A 15,917-nucleotide genomic window follows, 5' to 3' on the forward strand; every position below is an offset into this window, starting at 1 on the left:
GGTCAGGCCTCCTCGGGCGCTCGGGAGACGAGCTTGGTCCAGGCGGTGACGACGTGTTCGCCGGTCTCGTCGTGGACCTCGCCGCGGATGTCCAGGATGTCGTTGCCCGCCATCGACTTGATCGCCTCGATGGTGGAGGTGACGGAGAGCCGGTCCCCGGCGCGTACGGGACGGGTGTGGGCGAACTTCTGGTCGCCGTGGACGACCCGGCTGTAGTCGAGGCCGAGCTGCGGGTCCTCGATGACCTGTCCGGCCGCCTTGAACGTGATGGCGAACACGAAGGTGGGCGGGGCGATCACGTCGGGGTGGCCGAGCGCCTTGGCCGCCTCCGCGTCGGTGTACGCGGGGTTGGCGTCCCCGATCGCCTCGGCGAACTCGCGGATCTTCTCGCGGCCGACCTCGTAGGGCGGGGTGGGCGGATAGGTCCGGCCCACGAAGGACTGGTCGAGCGCCATGGACTCGATACCTCCTGGATCTGTTGCCGACAAACGACACGAGGCCGCCCCCGAACGGGGACGGCCTCGTGTACGAGCCTGATTAACGCGTCTCGCGGTGCGCGGTGTGCGAGTTGCAGCGAGGGCAGTGCTTCTTCATCTCAAGACGGTCCGGGTTGTTACGCCGGTTCTTCTTGGTGATGTAGTTCCGCTCCTTGCACTCCACGCAGGCCAGCGTGATCTTCGGGCGGACGTCGGTGGCAGCCACGTGAGTGCTCCTTGGACGGACGGTTGGACGGATGAACGCATAAAAGGGTAGCCGATCGAAGGACCGACCCCGCAATCGGCTACCGTGTGTAGCGGTGACCGGACTTGAACCGGTGACACAGCGATTATGAGCCGCTTGCTCTACCGACTGAGCTACACCGCTTTGATGATCCGGAGCCCGTCCGAAGACGGGTCCTTCTCACCAGAGCCCCAATACGGAATCGAACCGTAGACCTTCTCCTTACCATGGAGACGCTCTACCGACTGAGCTATTGGGGCGAGCGAGGAAGACATTACACGGTCCCCGGCCCATCTCCCAAATCCGTTTCTCCGGGGCGTTCCGGCCCCTCCCACCAGGTGTCACGTACGCCACACGAGCCCTCATCGGTACGCCCGTCGCGCCCTTCCCCGCAGGTCATCGCGGGCGCCCCTAGGCTCGGGACCACGCCGCGTGGCCCCGAGCCCGAGGAGCCCTGAGGAGCCGGATGTCAGCCGACAGCAAGCAGCCCCAGCCGCCCGGGGACGGGGCCGCGGCCGGCGCCGGCCCGACCTCGCTCCTGCTCTCGCACGCGCGCCTGGCCGACGGGCGGACCGTGGACGTACGGCTCGTGGGCGACCGGATCGAGGCGGTCGGCACGGCGGGCAGCCTCGCTCCCGTGCCCGCGGGCGCCCGGGTGGACCTCACCGGCTATCTGCTGCTGCCCGCGCCCGCCGAGCCCCACGCCCACGCCGACACGGCGCTCTCCGCCGACCGCCCCGGTCCCGTCCCGTACGACGGGGAGGAGGTGCGGCGCCGGGCCACGGAGGCCGCGCTGCTCCAGCTCGGACACGGCGCGACCGCGCTGCGGGCGCACGTGCGGATCGGCGGCGACCGCGGGCTCGGGCCGCTGGAGGCGGTGCTCGGGGTCCGGCGCGCGCTGCACGGCCTCGGCGAGCTGACGCCCGTCGCCGTGCCCCGGCTGCTCACGGGGGCGGCGGGCGCGGACGGGCGCGCGCTGCTGCGGGACGCGGTGCGCGGGGGCGCGGGGGCGGTCGGCGGGTGCCCGGACCTGGATCCCGACCCGGCCGGGCACCTGACGGCGGCCCTGGGGATCGCGGCGGAGTACGGCGTGCCGGTGGACCTGCACACCGAGGGGGACGATCCGGCGTGGCTGGCCCGCCTGGCGGCGATGGCCGGGGAGCTGGGGTCGGGGGTGACGATCGGGCCGTGCGCGGGCCTCGCCCGGCTCCCCTCCGAGGTGGCGGGGCGGGCGGCGGACCGGCTGGCGGCGGCCGGCGTGGCGGTGGTGTGCCTGCCGCAGGGCGGGTGCGCGGACGCGGGGCCGCGGGGCCGGGAACCGGGGGGTACGGCGCCGGTGCGGCTGCTGCGGTCGGCGGGGGTGCGGGTGGCGGCCGGGAGCGGGGCGCTGCGGGACGCGGCGAACCCGGTGGGGCGCGGGGACCCGCTGGAGGCGGCGTACCTGCTCGCCTCGCAGGGCGGGCTCGCGCCGGAGGAGGCGTACGGGGCGGTGAGCGCGGAGGCGCGGGCGGTCCTCGGGCTTCCGGAGGTGCGGGTGGAGGCGGGCTTCCCGGCGGAGCTGCTGGCGGTGCGGGGGGAGCGGCTCGCGGGCGCGCTGTCTCTGGCGTACAGCCGGATCGTGGTGCACCGGGGGCGGGTGGTGGCGCGGACGAGCGCGGTGCGGGAGTACTGCGACTCGGCGGCGGCGACGGACCTGCCGCGGCAGGCGCGGACGAGGCGGCCGCCCGGGCCGGGGGGCCCTCAGGCCGGTCCCGTCGTACGGTCGTGAGTATGCGCATCGTCATCGCTGGAGGACACGGACAGATCGCCCTGCGCCTGGAGAGGCTGCTCTCGGCGGGCGGACACGAGGTGGCGGGGATCATCCGCCGGCCGGAACAGGCGGCGGACCTGCGGGAGGCGGGTGCCGAGCCCGTCGTCCTGGACCTGGAGACGGCGTCGTCCCACATGGTCGCCGACGCCCTGAAGGGCGCCGACGCGGTCGTCTTCGCCGCGGGCGCGGGCCCGGGCAGCGGCGCGGACCGCAAGGACACGGTGGACCGGGGGGCCGCGGTGCTCTTCGCGGACGCGGCGGAACGGGCGGGGGTGCGGCGGTACGTCGTCGTCTCCTCGATGGGCGCGGACGCGTCCCACCCGGGCGAGGAGATCTTCGACACCTATCTGCGGGCCAAGGGCTCGGCCGACGACGAGATCCGCTCCCGTACGGCCCTGGACTGGACGATCCTGCGCCCCGGCACCCTCACGAACGACGCGGGCACGGGCCTGGTCCGCCTGGAGGCCCGCACGGGCCGCGGCCCGGTCCCCCGCGACGACGTGGCGGCGGTCCTCGCGGAACTCCTGGAGACCCCGGCGACGGCCGGCCTCACCCTGGAGCTCACCTCGGGCTCGACCCCGCTCTCGGTCGCGGTGAGGTCGGTGGCCGGAAACTGACCCCTCGGGGAGGTCAGGAGGAGAGGACCTCCCCGACGAACTCGAAGATCCGGGCCACCCACTTCTTGAGGCGGTGCCGGCCGTTGCAGTACCGCCGCCTGCGCCACCACCGACGCTGCGGAACGGGCCGCCTGCACCACTTGCACGCCAGTGGATCCACTTCGATCTCGATCGCCCCCATGGGCCGGGACCCTAGCGCCCCGTCAGCGCCCGTCCCTGGTCACAGGTTTACACGCAGACGGCCCCTGACCGCGTTTCCGCAGATCAGGGGCCGTCTCTATCGCGTGGCGACGCCAGGATTCGAACCTGGGTAGGCTAAGCCGACGGATTTACAGTCCGCTCCCATTGGCCGCTCGGGCACATCGCCATGAGATCGCTGCCGTGGAGCCGCTTTTCGGCGGTGTTCCTTGGCAACGACGTAAACAATACCTGATCCCCCGGGGTGCTCCGCCACCGGATTGATCAGCGGTTCGGGCCGCGGCTCACCCCCTAGGCTTCGGTCTGTACCCCACAGCATCCGAGCAAGGAGCCACGAGTCATGGCCGACTCCAGTTTCGACATCGTCTCCAAGGTCGAGCGGCAGGAGGTCGACAACGCCCTCAACCAGGCCGTCAAGGAGATCTCGCAGCGCTACGACTTCAAGGGAACCAACGCCTCGATCTCCTGGTCGGGCGAGAAGATCCTCATGCAGGCGAACGGCGAGGAGCGGGTCAACGCGATCCTCGACATCTTCCAGTCCAAGCTGATCAAGCGCGGGATCTCGCTCAAGTCGCTGGACGTCGAGGGCGAGCCGCAGCTCTCCGGCAAGGAGTACAAGCTCTTCGCCTCGGTCACCGAGGGCATCTCGCAGGAGAACGCCAAGAAGGTCGCCAAGGCCATCCGGGACGAGGGCCCCAAGGGCGTCAAGGCGCAGGTGCAGGGCGACGAGCTGCGGGTCAGCTCGAAGAGCCGCGACGACCTCCAGGCCGTGCAGGCGCTCCTCAAGGGCAAGGACTTCGACTTCGCGATCCAGTTCGTGAACTACCGCTAGTCCCCCGCCGAAGGTCGTGTCCGAATCCCGCCAGCCCCGTTGTCGGCGGGCCCGCACACTGGGGCGTGGAAGGCCCGTGCGGGAGAGGAAGCAGTCATGACCGTGTACGCGTACGTCGACGGCCCCCTGGGCGAGATGCTGCTCGTCGGGCGGCTCGCCGCGGGGGGTCGTGCCGTGCTGTGCTCGCTGTCCCTGCCGGGGCAGAGGGGGGCCGTCGTGGTCGAGGACGGGTGGACGTGTGCGCCCGGGGCCTTCGAGGAGGTCGCCGGGCAGTTGCGGGAGTACTTCGCCGGGGAGCGGGAGCGGTTCGAGGTGCCCCGCGACGACCGCGCCGGGACCGAGTTCCAGCGGCGTGTCTGGCGGGCGCTCGAAGAGGTGCCGTACGGCTCCACCGTCTCGTACGGGGAGATCGCCCGGCGGGTCGGGGCGGCCGGGGCCGGGGTGCGGGCCGTGGGGACCGCGATCGGGCGCAATCCGCTGCTCGTGGTGCGGCCCTGCCACCGGGTGATCGGGGCCGACGGGGCCCTGCGCGGCTACGCCGCCGGGGTCGAGCGCAAGGAGCGCCTGCTGGGCCTGGAGGGGGCCCTGGCGTGAGTGAGGGGCTCTTTCCCCGCGAGCGGGTCGTCGTGGCTCCCGGAGCCGTGCACGTGCCCGCGTGGCTCCCTTTCCCGCGGCAGCGGGAGCTGGTGGACGCCTGCCGGGAGTGGGGGCGCGGGCCCTTCCCGTACCGGCGGACCGTGCTGCCGGGCGGGGGCGTCATGTCGGTGCGGTCGCTGTGTCTGGGGCGGCAGTGGGTGCCGTACCGGTATCTCGACGCCGTCGGCCTCGAACTGCCCGGGTGGCTGGTTTCGCTCGGGCGGGAGGCCGTCGCCGAGGCCTACGGGGACCATGGTGGCTTCGCGCCCGACACCGCGCTGGTGAACTTCTACGCGCCGGAGGCGCGGATGGGGATGCACCAGGACCGGGAGGAGCGTTCCGGTGCGCCGGTGGTGTCGCTGAGCCTCGGGGACCGGTGCGTGTTCCGCTTCGGGAACGAGGAGGGCCGGGGACGGCCCTACCGGGACGTCGAGCTGGCCTCCGGGGACCTGTTCGTCTTCGGCGGGCCCTCGCGGTGGGCGCACCACGGGGTGCCCCGGGTGTTCCCCGGGACCGCCGAGCCCGCCCTCGGGTTGCGGGGGCGGCTCAACATCACCCTGCGGGAGACCGGGGTCCCGCGGTCCGGTCAGTAGCCCTGGGGGACGTGGACGCCCGGGGCCTGGTCCGTGGAGACGATCTCCTTGCCCAGCGGCAGCAGCGAGACCGGGATCAGCTTGAAGTTCGCGATGCCCAGCGGGATGCCGATGATCGTGAGGCAGAGGGCGATGCCGGTGGTGATGTGGCCGAGGGCCAGCCACCAGCCGGCGAGGACCAGCCACAGGACGTTGCCCACGCAGGAGGGCGCGCCCGCGTCGCGGCGGTCGACGACCGTCTTGCCGAAGGGCCACAGGGCGTAGAGGCCGATGCGGAAGGCGGCGAGCCCGAAGGGGATGCCGATGATCGTGACGCAGAGCAGGAGTCCCGCGAGGACGTAGCCGAGGAACATCCAGAATCCGCACAGGATCAGCCAAATGACGTTCAGGATCGTCTTCACGGGCGTCGACCTGCCATCTGTTCGAGCCGGGCGATGCGTTCGGCCATCGGCGGGTGGGTGGAGAACATCTTGGAGAGGCCCTGGCCGGGCCGGAAGGGGTTCGCGATCATCATGTGGCTCGCGGTCTCGATCCGGGGCTCGGGCGGCAGCGGGAGCTGCTTGGTGCCGGCCTCCAGCTTCCGCAGGGCGCCCGCCAGGGCGAGCGGGTCGCCGGTGAGCTGGGCGCCGGAGGCGTCGGCCTCGTACTCCCGGGAGCGGGAGATGGCGAGCTGGATGACCGAGGCGGCGATCGGGCCGAGGATCAGGATCAGGAGGTAGCCGAGGAGGCCGGGGCCGTCGTCGTCGTTGGAGCGGCCGACCGGGATCAGCCAGGCGAAGTTCACCAGGAACATGATCACGGAGGCGAGTGCTCCGGCGACCGAGGAGATGAGGATGTCCCGGTTGTAGACGTGGCTGAGCTCGTGGCCGATGACCCCGCGCAGCTCCCGCTCGTCGAGGAGGGCGAGGATGCCCTCGGTGCAGCAGACGGCGGCGTTGCGCGGGTTGCGGCCGGTGGCGAACGCGTTGGGCGCCTGGGTCGGTGAGATGTAGAGCCGGGGCATGGGCTGGCGCGCCTGCGTGGAGAGCTCGCGCACCATCCGGTAGAGCGCGGGCGCCTCGAACTCGCTGACCGGGCGGGCGCGCATGGCCCGCAACGCCAGCTTGTCGCTGTTCCAGTACGCGTACGCGTTGGTGCCGAGCGCCACGACGAGCGCGACGATCAGTCCCGTACGCCCGAAGAAGCTGCCGATGACGATGATGAGGGCCGAGAGCCCTCCGAGGAGTACGGCGGTCCTCAGCCCGTTGTGCCGGCGGTGCACGGTACGCCCTCCAGGTGGTGCGGCAGGGGAACCCTTTTCTTCGTGGTGGTCCACTCACCCAGTGGACCCTTCCGTACTGGTCAACGCCAGGCGGGAGGTTCGGGTTCCCCGGCCGCGCCGGGGTGTCCGCGTGGGCCGTTCGGGTGATCAGCGGGGCGCCGGGAGCTCGACCTTCTCCAGGAGGGTGCCGACGGGCTCGACCTCGCTGGTGCAGTGGGCGCAGCGGGAGGCGATGGCCGGGATCTCGGCGTAGCAGCGGGGGCAGTCGCGCTTCTCCGACTTGGGGTCGGCGGCCTCCTCCCTGGCGAACTTGTGCTGGATCCCCGTCATGGGCACGACGATCAGGAAGTAGAGGACCGCGGCGGTGATGACGAAGGCGATGGTCGCGGAGATGGCCAGGCCGTAGGGGAAGACGGTCTTGCCGACGCTGAACGTCGCGTCGTTGAAGTTGCCGACGGAGCCGGTGGCGAGACCGATGAGCGGGGTGATGAAGGCTTTGCTGAAGCCGGTGACGACGGAGGTGAACGCCGTTCCGACGGCCAGACCGATGGCCATCGAGATGACGTTCCCGCGGAGTATGAAGTCCTTGAATCCGTTCAGCACGGGGTACTGCTCCTAGGTTCTGCTCGGACGGGGGTCAGAAGAGCGTCGTCGTCGCGAAGCGGAGGGCGAACTGCGGGTAGCCCGACAGGACTGCTCCGGCGGCGGCGGTCAGCGCGATCGCCAGGGTGATCGGCGCGGAGGACCGGTGGGGGGCGACGCCGCCCTCCCGGGCTCCTTCCGGAGCTCCTCCCGGACCTTCTCCCGGTGCTTCCACCGGCGCTCCTTCCGGGGTGCGGAAGAGCAGGGCCGTCCAGCGGAGGTAGTAGTACAGCGCGATCACGACGTTGAGCGCCATGACCACGGCCAGCCAGCCCAGGCCCGCGTCGACGGCCGCCGAGAAGACGGTCACCTTGGCGAAGAGGCCGATGATACCCGGGGGCAAACCGGCCAGATTCAGGAGGAAGAAGGCGAGCGCGAGGGCGGCGGCGGGGCTCGCCGCGTACAGGCCCCGGTAGTCCTCGATCCGGTTCCGGGGGCGCACGCGCGCGACGAGCGCGACGACCGCGAAGGCGCCGAGGTTCACGACGGCGTACATCAGGGCGTACGCGACGGTGGCGCCGATCTGGTCGTTCGCGGAGTACGCGGCGGCCGCGATCGGCACCAGGAGGTAGCCGGCCTGGGCGACGGAGGACCAGGCGAGCAGCCGGACCGCGCTCCACGCGCGCGTGGAGGGCTGGCGCAGGGCGGCGACGTTCCCGGCGGTCATGGTGAGCGCGGCGAGGACGGCGAGCGCCGGGCCCCACACGTCCGCGTACGAGGGGAAGGCGACGACGGTCACCAGGATCAGGCCGGTGAAGCCGACGGCCTTGCCGACCACGGAGAGGTAGGCGGCGACGGGCAGCGGGGCGCCGACGTAGGTGTCGGGGACCCAGAAGTGGAAGGGGACGGCGGCCGTCTTGAAGGCGAAGCCGACGAGGGTGAGGGCGACGCCCGCCTCGGCGAGGGTCTGGAGCTGCCCGGGGACGTCGTCGAGGCGCTGGGCGATCTCCGTGAGGTGGAGGGTGCCGGTCGCCGCGTACACGAAGCTCGCGCCGAGCAGGGTGACGGCGGTCGCGGTGACGGAGGAGAGGAAGAACTTGAGGGCGGCCTCGCCGGACATGCGGTCGCCGCGCTTGAGGCCGACGAGCGCGAAGGCGGGCAGGGAGGCCACCTCCAGGGCGACGACGAGGGTCGCGAGGTCCCGGGAGGCGGGCAGCAGGGCGGCTCCGGCGGCCGAGGAGAGCAGCAGGAACCAGTACTCGCCGGCCGGGAGCTCCTCGCGGGTCTCGTCCAGGGAGAGCAGCGCGGTGAGGAGCGCCCCGCCGAGGACGAGGAGCTGGACGACGAGGGTGAAGTGGTCGGCGGTGTAGCTGCACGCCGTGACCCGCGTGTCGGGGGTGAGGCAGAAGGTGGAGCGGTCGCCGGCCCGCAGCGGGACGAGGAGGGCGAGGGCGGCGGCGAGGCCGCCGATCGCGGTCAGGCCGAGGAGCCGCTTGCGCTCCGGCGGGACGAAGAGGTCGGCGACGAGGACGGCGAGGGCGACCGCGGCCGTGAGGACGGGGGGCGCGATCGTGAGCCAGTCGACGGACTGGACGAGCTGCGACGTCACTGGGTGCCTCCGGCGAGGAGCTTCTGGACGGCCGGGTCGGTGAGGCCGAGGAGGACGGCGGGCCAGAGTCCGGCGAGGACGGTGAGGGCGACGAGCGGGGTCCAGGCGGCGAACTCGTACCCCTGGACGTCGGCGATCGGGGTCTCCCCGGCGGGCCGGGGGCCGCCCATGCAGACGCGGCGGACGACGATCAGGAGGTACGCGGCGGTGAGCAGGGTGCCGAAGGCGCCGATCGCCGTGAAGGTGAGGAAGGCGGGGCGGCTGAGGCCCTCGGCCGGGTCGAAGGCGCCGAAGAGGGCCAGCATCTCGCCCCAGAAGCCGGCGAGGCCGGGCAGGCCGAGGGAGGCGACGGCGGCGAAGGCGAGGAGGGCGCCGAGGCGGGGTGCGCGGCCGTAGAGGGCGGCCCCGGTGGCGCCGGCGAGGGTGTCGAGGTCGGCGGTGCCGTACCGGTCCTTGACCGCGCCGACCAGGAAGAAGAGCAGTCCGGTGACGAGGCCGTGGGCGATGTTGGCGAAGAGGGCGCCGTTGACGCCGGTGGGGGTCATGGTGGCGATGCCGAGGAGCACGAAGCCCATGTGGCCGACGGAGGAGTACGCGATGAGGCGCTTGAGGTCGCCCTTGGCGCCGGGGCGCGCGAGGGCGAGGCAGACGAGCGAGCCGTAGACGATCCCGGCGACGGCGAAGGCGGCGAGGTACGGGGCGAAGGTCCGCATGCCGTCGGGCGCGATCGGCAGGACGATCCGGACGAACCCGTACGTGCCCATCTTGAGCAGGACGCCGGCGAGGAGGACGGAGCCGACGGTGGGGGCGGCGGTGTGGGCGTCCGGGAGCCAGCTGTGCAGTGGCCACATCGGGGTCTTCACGGCGAGCCCGATCCCGATCGCGAGAACGGCGACGACCTGCACGGACGTGGTCAGGCCCCGGCCGTTGTCGGTGGCGAGTGCCACCATGTCGAACGTGCCCGCCTTCACGCCGACGAGGAGCAGGCCGAGCAGCATGACGACGGAGCCGAGGAGCGTGTAGAGGACGAACTTCGTGGCGGCGGCGCGCCTGTTCTCGCCGCCCCAGCGGGCGATGAGGAAGTACATCGGGACGAGGACCGTCTCGAAGGCCAGGAAGAACAGGACGAGGTCGAGGACGGCGAAGGTGGCGAGGGTGCCGGACTCCAGGACGAGCAGCAGGGCGACGAAGGCCTTCGGGGAGGGCCCGCTCGGCATCTTGAAGTAGCTGTGGAGCGCGCAGAGGAAGCTCAGGAGCGCGGTCAGGACCAGGAGGGGGAGGGAGATGCCGTCGACACCGAGGTGGATCCGCACGTCCAGCGCCCTGATCCAGCTGATGTCCGTCGTGGCCTGCGTCCTCGACGGGTGGTCGTGGTCGAAGCCGAGCGCGAGGACGATCGCGGCGAGCAGGATCACGCCGGTGACGGTGACGCCGTGGCGCAGGACGGCCTGGTCGGGTGACGTCCCCTTCAGTCCGGGCGGGGCCGGGAGGAGGGCGGCGGCGGCGCCGAGGAGCGGGCCGGCGACGATCGACGCGAGAAGGAACTGCATCACGGATTCGCTGATATCGATCACGGCTCACGCTCCGGCGACGGCGTTGGCGAGGGCGACTGCGGCGATCGCCAGGACGACGGAGCCGGCGAGCAGGGCGCTCAGATAGGTCTGGACGTTGCCGGTCTGGGCGCGGCGGACGAGCCACCCCAGGCCCTTGGCCGAGCCGGCGGCGCCCCGGACGTACGTGTCGACGACCTCGCGGTCCAGGAAGCGGGCCAGGGAGGCGGCGGCGAGTACGGGGCGGACGAAGGCGGCCCGGTAGGCGGCGTCCAGGTGGAAGCCGTCGGCGGCGGGGCGGTACAGCGGCCCGAGGAGGGCGCGGCCGGGGTCGGCCGGGTCCTCGGCGGGGTGCGGCAGGTGCAGCGCCTCGGCCTCGACCAGGCCCGCTTCGGCGTCCGGGTGGGCGACGTGCGGACTGGGGGCGGGGACCGGGGCGGTCAGGGCCCGGGCGGCGAGGGTGCGCCAGACCGCGTAGGTGACGGCGGCTCCGGCGACGGCGAGGCCGGTGCCGAGGACGGCGGTGGTGAGGGTCGGGGCGAGGTCGTGCCCGTCGAACCAGTCGGGGAGGTACCGGACGGTCAGGCCGAAGCCGAGGGAGGGGACGGCCAGGACCCACAGGACGCTCGTCATCGCGATCGGCTGGCGGATCGGGGTCTCCCCTGCTCGAACGGGGTCGAGAGCTCGGGGAAGGTCGGGGGCCTCGGCGCCCCGGCCCCGGAAGGCGCGCAGCCAGAGGCGGAGGGCGTAGGCGGCGGTGAGGAGGGCGGTCAGGAGGCCCGCGACGAGGACGGTCCAGCCGGCTCCGGCGGGGGCGACGGTCCGGTCCCCGAGCGCGGTGTGCTCGGCGGCCACCAGGACGGCCTCCTTGGAGAAGAAGCCGGCGAAGGGCGGGATCGCGGCGAGCGCGAGGAGGGCGACGGTCGTCGTCCAGTACGCGTCCGGGATCCGCTTCGCGAGGCCGCTCATGCGGGACATGGCGGTGAGCGAGTTCGTGCCGGCGGCGTGGATGACCACGCCGGCGGCGAGGAAGAGCAGCGCCTTGAAGGCGGCGTGCGAGAGGAGGTGGAAGACGGCGGCGCCCCGGTCGCCGACGGCGAGGGCGCCGGCCATGTAGCCGAGCTGGCCGATCGTCGAGTAGGCGAGGACCCGCTTGATGTCGTCCTGGGCGAGCGCGGCGAGCGCCGAGCCGACCATGGTGATCGCGGCCGTCACGGCGAGGACGGTCATCGCGGCGGCGGAGGCGGCGAAGACGGGCAGCAGCCGGGCGGTGAAGTAGATGCCGGCGGCGACCATCGTCGCCGCGTGGATGAGCGCGGAGACGGGGGTGGGGCCGGCCATGGCGTCCGGGAGCCAGGTGTGCAGCGGGAACTGGGCGGACTTGCCCGCGACGCCGGCGAGCAGCAGCAGCGCGATCGGGGTGGGGTGGTCGAGGCCGCCGGTCGCGACGGCGCCGAGGACCCCGGTGATCCGGAAGGTGCCCGCGTCGGCGGCGAGCGCGAAGAGCCCGATGAGGAAAGGCACGTCGCCGAGCTTGGTGACGAGGAAGGCCTTGAGGGAGGCGGACCGGGCCTCGGGGGTCTCCCAGTAGTGGCCGACGAGGAAGTACGAGCAGATGCCCATGACCTCCCAGCCGACCAGGAGCACCATCAGGTCGCCGGAGTAGACGACGAGCAGCATCGCGGCGGTGAAGAGGGAGACGAGCGCGGCGTACGAGGGGTAGCGGGGGTCGTCGCGGAGGTAGCCGGTCGAGTAGACCTGCACGCAGGTCGCGACGGTCCCGACGAGGACGGCGACGAGGGCGGCGAAGCCGTCGACGTGCAGGGCCAGGTCGATCGGGACCGAGCCGGTGGGGGTGAGCTGGGTGGCGGCGTCGATCGCCTTCCCGCCGCCCTGGCGGACCGCCACCAGGACGGCCAGGACGGCCGCGGCGAGGACCGGGAGGACGGCGAGGGGGCGGACGAAGCCGGGGGCGGTGCGGCCGAGGAGGAGTCCGGCGGCGGCGCCGAGGAGGGGCAGGAGGGGGACGAGGACGGCGAGGGTGGTCGTGGTCACGCGGCGGCCTCGGCCTTCTCGTCGTTCGGGCCCGTGTGCGGGTCCGGGTCCGTGTCCGGGTCCGTGTCCGGGTTCTCCGCCGTGTCGCGGAGGCGGTCGATGTCCGAGGTGCCGCGGTTGCGGTGGACCATCAGGACGATCGCCAGGCCGATGCCGATCTCCGCGGCGGCGACGGCGATGGTGAAGAGGGTGAGGGCCTGGCCGGCGTGGAGGGCGTCGCGCAGCCAGACGTCGAAGGCGACGAGGTTGAGGTTGACGGCGTTGAGCATGAGCTCGACGGACATCAGGACGAGGATCGCGTTGCGGCGGGCGAGGACGCCGTAGAGGCCGGTGCAGAAGAGGAGGGCGGCGAGGACGGCCGGGTAGGCGAGGTGCATCAGCGTTCCCCCTCCTTCTTCTTCCGGGAGAGCACGATGGCGCCGACCAGGGCGGCCAGGAGGAGCACGGACAGCGCCTCGAAGGGCAGCACCCAGTGCCGGAAGAGGATCGAGCCGGTGACCTCGGTGGAGCCCTGGACGGCGCCGTCGAGGTCGATCCGGGTCGTGCGGAACGCGTCGACGACCACCCAGACGAGCGCGGCCGCGGCGGCCAGGGCCACGGCGAGGGCGACCGGGCGGTTGGCCGAGTCGGTGTCCGGGGAGCGGCCGACGGGGGCCTTGGTGAGCATGAGGCCGAAGAGGAGGAGGACGACGACGGAGCCGACGTAGATCAGCACCTGGACCCAGGCGATGAACTCGGCGGTCAGGAGCAGGTACTCGACGGCGAGGCCGCCGAGGGCCACGACCAGCCAGAGGGCGGCGTGCACCAGCTGGCGGGTGGTGACGGTGACGACGGCGGCGCCGAGGGTGACGAGGCCGACGAGGAGGAAGGCGATCTCGACGCCGGTGGGCGAGAGGAAGCCGTGTTCCTGTGCCGTCTGTGCGGTCCGTGCCGCTGTCAGGATCACCGCTGCTCCCCTTCGGCGGCCGCCGCTGCCGCCGCCTTCTCCGCCGCCTTGCGCGCGGCGGCGATCTCCTTCGGTTCCTCCGCGCGCGGGTCGAGCGCGGGCGGTTCCGGGACCGTCCACATCCACTCGCGGAGCTTGTCGCGCTCGTGCGTCAGCTCGTGGATGTCGGTCTCCGCGTACTCGAACTCGGGCGACCAGAACAGCGCGTCGAAGGGGCACACCTCGATGCAGATGCCGCAGTACATGCAGAGCGCGAAGTCGATGGCGAAGCGGTCGAGGACGTTCCGGCTGCGCTCGCGGCCGCCGGGGGCGGCGGGGGGCACCGTCTCCTTGTGGGAGTCGATGTAGATGCACCAGTCGGGGCACTCGCGGGCGCAGAGCATGCAGACCGTGCAGTTCTCCTCGAACAGGCCGATGACCCCGCGGGTGCGGGGCGGGAGTTCGGGCTGGACGTCGGGGTACTGCGCGGTGACGGTCTTCCTCGTCATCGTGCGGAGGGTGACGGCGAGGCCCTTGGCGAGGCCGGAGCCGGGGATGCCGGGTCGGGAGGGCGGGAGAAGAGGGGCCATTACTGGATCGCCACCTTCACGATGCCGGTGAGCGCGATCTGCGCGAGGGCGAGCGGGACGAGCGTCGTCCAGGCGAGCCGCTGGAGCTGGTCCTCGCGCAGGCGCGGGTAGCTGACCCGCAGCCAGATGACGACGAAGGCGAGGACGGCGGTCTTCAGGAGGGTCCAGACCCAGCCGAGGCCGTCGGCGCCGAGGGGGCCGTGCCAGCCGCCGAGGAACAGGACGGTGGTGAGGCCGCAGAGGACGACGATGCCCGCGTACTCCGCGAGCAGGAAGAGCGCGAAGCGGAGGCCGGTGTACTCGGTGTACGCGCCAAAGATGATCTCCGAGTCCGCGACCGGCATGTCGAACGGCGGCCGCTGGAGCTCGGCGAGGCCGGCCACGAAGAAGACGAGCGCGCCGACGATCTGCCAGGGCAGCCACCACCACTCGAAGGCGTTCAGGATGCCGGGGAGGGAGACGGTGCCGGCGGCCATCGCGACGGAGGCGGCGGCGAGGAGCATCGGGAGCTCGTACGCGAGGAGCTGGGCGGCGGTCCGCAGGCCGCCGAGCAGCGAGAACTTGTTCGCGGACGCCCAGCCGGCCATGAGGCTGCCGAGGACGCCGACGCCCATGACGGCGAGCACGAAGAAGATGCCCGCGTCGACCACCTGGCCGACGGCCCCCTCGCCCGGACCGATCGGGATCGCGACGAGGACGAGGAGGTACGGGAGGAGGGCGACGGCCGGCGCGAGCTGGAAGACCCGCCGGTCGGCGTCCTTCGGGACCACGTCCTCCTTCTGCGCGAACTTCACGCCGTCGGCGACGAGCTGGGCCCAGCCGTGGAAGCCGCCTGCGTACATGGGGCCGAGGCGGCCCTGCATGTGGGCCATGACCTTGTGCTCGGTCTGGCCGACGACGAGGGGCAGCACGAGGAAGACGGCGAAGACGACGAGGAGCCGGAGGGCGACGTCGAGTACGTCGTTCACGCGGGATCGCCTCCGGCGGGGTGGGTGGGGTCGGGGTCGGGGTCGGTATCGGGGGCCGTGTCGGTGGGCCGGGGCTTGCCGGGTGCGGGGGTCGCCCCGGGGCCGTCGGCCCCGGCCCCCGGCTCCGGGGCGGGGCGCGCGGGGTGCGTGGGGTGCGCGGGGTGCGCGTCGGAGCCCTGTACGTCGGCCGGCCCGTCGGGCTCGGCAGCCGTGCCGGGCTCGGTCGGAGCGGCCGGCTCGGTGGCGGTGTCCGGCTCCGCCGGGGTGGCGGGTTCGGCCGGGGCGGCCGGGGTCTCCTGGGTGGCCGGAGCCGCCGGAGTCCCCGGCTCGGTCGGAGCCGCCGGAGTGGCGGGTTCCTCGTCGAAGGCCGGGCGGGCGTGGTGCCAGGGGGCGTCCGAGCTGCGGGTGTGCCGGGGGGTCGTCGGCTCCGGGGGCGTCTGGCTCACCGAGCCGTCCGAGGCGGAGCGGGAGCGGCGCGGGGGGCGCGCCGTCGCGTCCGGTGCGGACGTGTTCGGTACCGGGGAACCCGGTGCTTCCGCACCCGGTTCCGTCGCGCCCGGCGCCTCCGTGCCCCGTACCGTCGACTGGCTCGCGGAGCCGTCCGACGCGGAGCGGGAGCGGCGGGGCGGGCGGGTCGTTTCGGGCGGGGTGTCCGCCGTCGTGTCCGCCGCCTCCGGGGGCGTCTGGCCGGTCGAGCCCTCCGACGCCGAGGGCGTACGGCGGACCGGGGCGCCCGGCTCCCCCGCCGGCTGGCTCGCCGAGCCGTCGGCGGCCGAGCGGGTGCGGCGGGGCGGTGCGGCCGGTGCGTCCTGGCTGGCCGAACCCTCCGACGCCGAGCGGGTGCGGCGAGCCGGTGCCGCCGGTGCCTCCTGGCTCGCCGAGCCCTCCGACGCCGAGCGGGTGCGGCGGGGTGGCGGGTCGGTCGGGGTGGGGTCCGTGGTCGTGCGGGTGCGGCGGGCCGGGCGTTCGGC

Annotated in this window: 19 protein-coding genes, 3 tRNA genes and 1 pseudogene; 6 read left to right on the forward strand and 17 right to left on the reverse strand. The window is 73.0% G+C overall.

The features are described from left to right. Positions 1-2: 2 nt before the first annotated feature. From ADL08_RS23750 to ADL08_RS23765, 4 genes are all read right to left on the reverse strand, one after another. Complete coding sequence (locus ADL08_RS23750; RefSeq protein WP_053646210.1) at positions 3-455, reverse strand: MaoC family dehydratase N-terminal domain-containing protein; 453 nt, start codon at positions 453-455, stop codon at positions 3-5. An 82-nt stretch (positions 456-537) separates the two neighbouring features. Then, a complete protein-coding gene (gene rpmG, locus ADL08_RS23755) occupies positions 538-702 on the reverse strand; it encodes a 50S ribosomal protein L33 (protein ID WP_003956487.1) in 165 nt (54 codons plus the stop codon). An 89-nt stretch (positions 703-791) separates the two neighbouring features. Then, a tRNA-Met gene (locus tag ADL08_RS23760) sits at positions 792-864 on the reverse strand. 43 nt (positions 865-907) lie between these two features. Then, positions 908-980: transfer RNA gene (locus tag ADL08_RS23765), tRNA-Thr, on the reverse strand. A gap of 206 nt (positions 981-1,186) precedes the next feature. Between ADL08_RS23765 and ADL08_RS23770 the strand changes: the two genes are divergently transcribed. After that, complete coding sequence (locus ADL08_RS23770; RefSeq protein ID WP_053646212.1) at positions 1,187-2,488, forward strand: amidohydrolase family protein; 1,302 nt, start codon at positions 1,187-1,189, stop codon at positions 2,486-2,488. 2 nt (positions 2,489-2,490) lie between these two features. Next, on the forward strand, positions 2,491-3,147 hold the full coding sequence (locus ADL08_RS23775; RefSeq protein ID WP_053646213.1) for an SDR family oxidoreductase: 657 nt from the start codon (positions 2,491-2,493) through the stop codon (positions 3,145-3,147). A 13-nt stretch (positions 3,148-3,160) separates the two neighbouring features. Here ADL08_RS23775 and ADL08_RS37310 read toward each other — a convergent pair whose 3' ends face one another. Together ADL08_RS37310 and ADL08_RS23780 are read right to left on the reverse strand one after the other, a co-directional pair. After that, on the reverse strand, positions 3,161-3,328 hold the full coding sequence (locus ADL08_RS37310) for a hypothetical protein (RefSeq protein WP_159043116.1): 168 nt from the start codon (positions 3,326-3,328) through the stop codon (positions 3,161-3,163). Between the two features lie 104 nt (positions 3,329-3,432). Next, positions 3,433-3,514 (reverse strand) — tRNA-Tyr (locus ADL08_RS23780). A gap of 171 nt (positions 3,515-3,685) precedes the next feature. Here ADL08_RS23780 and ADL08_RS23785 point away from each other — a divergent pair. The 3 genes from ADL08_RS23785 (at position 3,686) to ADL08_RS23795 (ending at position 5,406) form a co-directional block, all read left to right on the forward strand. Further along, complete coding sequence (locus tag ADL08_RS23785; protein WP_053646216.1) at positions 3,686-4,177, forward strand: YajQ family cyclic di-GMP-binding protein; 492 nt, start codon at positions 3,686-3,688, stop codon at positions 4,175-4,177. Positions 4,178-4,273: 96 nt separating this feature from the next. Continuing rightward, positions 4,274-4,771 (forward strand): methylated-DNA--[protein]-cysteine S-methyltransferase, encoded by a 498-nt coding sequence (locus ADL08_RS23790; protein WP_053646218.1) that lies wholly within the window; start codon positions 4,274-4,276, stop codon positions 4,769-4,771. Continuing rightward, positions 4,768-5,406, forward strand: a complete 639-nt coding sequence (locus ADL08_RS23795; protein ID WP_053646220.1) for an alpha-ketoglutarate-dependent dioxygenase AlkB family protein — start codon at positions 4,768-4,770, stop codon at positions 5,404-5,406. The genes ADL08_RS23790 and ADL08_RS23795 overlap by 4 nt, the downstream gene beginning before the upstream one ends. Here the strand turns inward: ADL08_RS23795 and ADL08_RS23800 are convergent. The 11 genes from ADL08_RS23800 to ADL08_RS23850 all read right to left on the reverse strand — a co-directional run bounded on the left by ADL08_RS23800 (position 5,400) and on the right by ADL08_RS23850 (position 15,392). Beyond that, a complete protein-coding gene (locus ADL08_RS23800) occupies positions 5,400-5,807 on the reverse strand; it encodes a YccF domain-containing protein (RefSeq protein WP_053646223.1) in 408 nt (135 codons plus the stop codon). The two genes, ADL08_RS23795 and ADL08_RS23800, sit on opposite strands and share 7 nt — an antisense overlap. Further along, on the reverse strand, positions 5,804-6,667 hold the full coding sequence (gene htpX, locus ADL08_RS23805) for a zinc metalloprotease HtpX (protein ID WP_053646225.1): 864 nt from the start codon (positions 6,665-6,667) through the stop codon (positions 5,804-5,806). Before htpX ends, ADL08_RS23800 begins: the two co-directional genes overlap by 4 nt. Positions 6,668-6,814: 147 nt before the next feature. Beyond that, positions 6,815-7,270, reverse strand: a complete 456-nt coding sequence (mscL, locus tag ADL08_RS23810) for a large conductance mechanosensitive channel protein MscL (protein ID WP_053646226.1) — start codon at positions 7,268-7,270, stop codon at positions 6,815-6,817. 34 nt (positions 7,271-7,304) lie between these two features. Continuing rightward, positions 7,305-8,858 (reverse strand): NADH-quinone oxidoreductase subunit N, encoded by a 1,554-nt coding sequence (locus ADL08_RS23815; RefSeq protein ID WP_053646228.1) that lies wholly within the window; start codon positions 8,856-8,858, stop codon positions 7,305-7,307. Then, entirely contained in the window at positions 8,855-10,408 is a 1,554-nt protein-coding gene (locus tag ADL08_RS23820) for a complex I subunit 4 family protein (protein WP_053646230.1), read from the reverse strand. Before ADL08_RS23820 ends, ADL08_RS23815 begins: the two co-directional genes overlap by 4 nt. 27 nt (positions 10,409-10,435) lie before the next feature. After that, a complete protein-coding gene (locus ADL08_RS23825; protein ID WP_053646232.1) occupies positions 10,436-12,463 on the reverse strand; it encodes an NADH-quinone oxidoreductase subunit L in 2,028 nt (675 codons plus the stop codon). Then, on the reverse strand, positions 12,460-12,840 hold the full coding sequence (gene nuoK / locus ADL08_RS23830) for an NADH-quinone oxidoreductase subunit NuoK (RefSeq protein ID WP_053646234.1): 381 nt from the start codon (positions 12,838-12,840) through the stop codon (positions 12,460-12,462). Before nuoK ends, ADL08_RS23825 begins: the two co-directional genes overlap by 4 nt. Continuing rightward, the gene (locus ADL08_RS23835; protein WP_053646261.1) at positions 12,840-13,403 is read right to left on the reverse strand and encodes an NADH-quinone oxidoreductase subunit J; all 564 of its coding nucleotides are present in this window, start codon (positions 13,401-13,403) and stop codon (positions 12,840-12,842) included. The genes nuoK and ADL08_RS23835 overlap by 1 nt, the downstream gene beginning before the upstream one ends. A gap of 2 nt (positions 13,404-13,405) precedes the next feature. Further along, on the reverse strand, positions 13,406-13,978 hold the full coding sequence (locus ADL08_RS23840) for a NuoI/complex I 23 kDa subunit family protein (RefSeq protein WP_053646236.1): 573 nt from the start codon (positions 13,976-13,978) through the stop codon (positions 13,406-13,408). Beyond that, a complete protein-coding gene (locus tag ADL08_RS23845) occupies positions 13,978-14,946 on the reverse strand; it encodes a complex I subunit 1/NuoH family protein (protein ID WP_053646238.1) in 969 nt (322 codons plus the stop codon). Before ADL08_RS23845 ends, ADL08_RS23840 begins: the two co-directional genes overlap by 1 nt. Next, the gene (locus ADL08_RS23850; protein WP_053646240.1) at positions 14,943-15,392 is read right to left on the reverse strand and encodes a hypothetical protein; all 450 of its coding nucleotides are present in this window, start codon (positions 15,390-15,392) and stop codon (positions 14,943-14,945) included. The genes ADL08_RS23845 and ADL08_RS23850 overlap by 4 nt, the downstream gene beginning before the upstream one ends. Positions 15,393-15,453: 61 nt before the next feature. Between ADL08_RS23850 and ADL08_RS23855 the strand changes: the two are divergent. Continuing rightward, positions 15,454-15,917, forward strand: a pseudogene (locus ADL08_RS23855) (hypothetical protein); the annotation flags it as partial.

It is taken from the genome of Streptomyces sp. NRRL F-6492, assembly GCF_001280125.1.
Classification (GTDB): domain Bacteria; phylum Actinomycetota; class Actinomycetes; order Streptomycetales; family Streptomycetaceae; genus Streptomyces.

What these genes read in the sequence shown, in the direction of transcription:
- ADL08_RS23750 (WP_053646210.1), bottom strand. Translation starts at nt 455, where the DNA reads ATGGCGCTCGACCAGTCCTTCGTGGGCCGGACCTATCCGCCCACCCCG.
- ADL08_RS23770 (WP_053646212.1), top strand. Translation starts at nt 1,187, where the DNA reads ATGTCAGCCGACAGCAAGCAGCCCCAGCCGCCCGGGGACGGGGCCGCG.
- ADL08_RS23775 (WP_053646213.1), top strand. Translation starts at nt 2,491, where the DNA reads ATGCGCATCGTCATCGCTGGAGGACACGGACAGATCGCCCTGCGCCTG.
- ADL08_RS37310 (WP_159043116.1), bottom strand. Translation starts at nt 3,328, where the DNA reads ATGGGGGCGATCGAGATCGAAGTGGATCCACTGGCGTGCAAGTGGTGC.
- ADL08_RS23785 (WP_053646216.1), top strand. Translation starts at nt 3,686, where the DNA reads ATGGCCGACTCCAGTTTCGACATCGTCTCCAAGGTCGAGCGGCAGGAG.
- ADL08_RS23790 (WP_053646218.1), top strand. Translation starts at nt 4,274, where the DNA reads ATGACCGTGTACGCGTACGTCGACGGCCCCCTGGGCGAGATGCTGCTC.
- ADL08_RS23820 (WP_053646230.1), bottom strand. Translation starts at nt 10,408, where the DNA reads ATGCAGTTCCTTCTCGCGTCGATCGTCGCCGGCCCGCTCCTCGGCGCC.
- nuoK (WP_053646234.1), bottom strand. Translation starts at nt 12,840, where the DNA reads ATGCACCTCGCCTACCCGGCCGTCCTCGCCGCCCTCCTCTTCTGCACC.
- ADL08_RS23840 (WP_053646236.1), bottom strand. Translation starts at nt 13,978, where the DNA reads ATGGCCCCTCTTCTCCCGCCCTCCCGACCCGGCATCCCCGGCTCCGGC.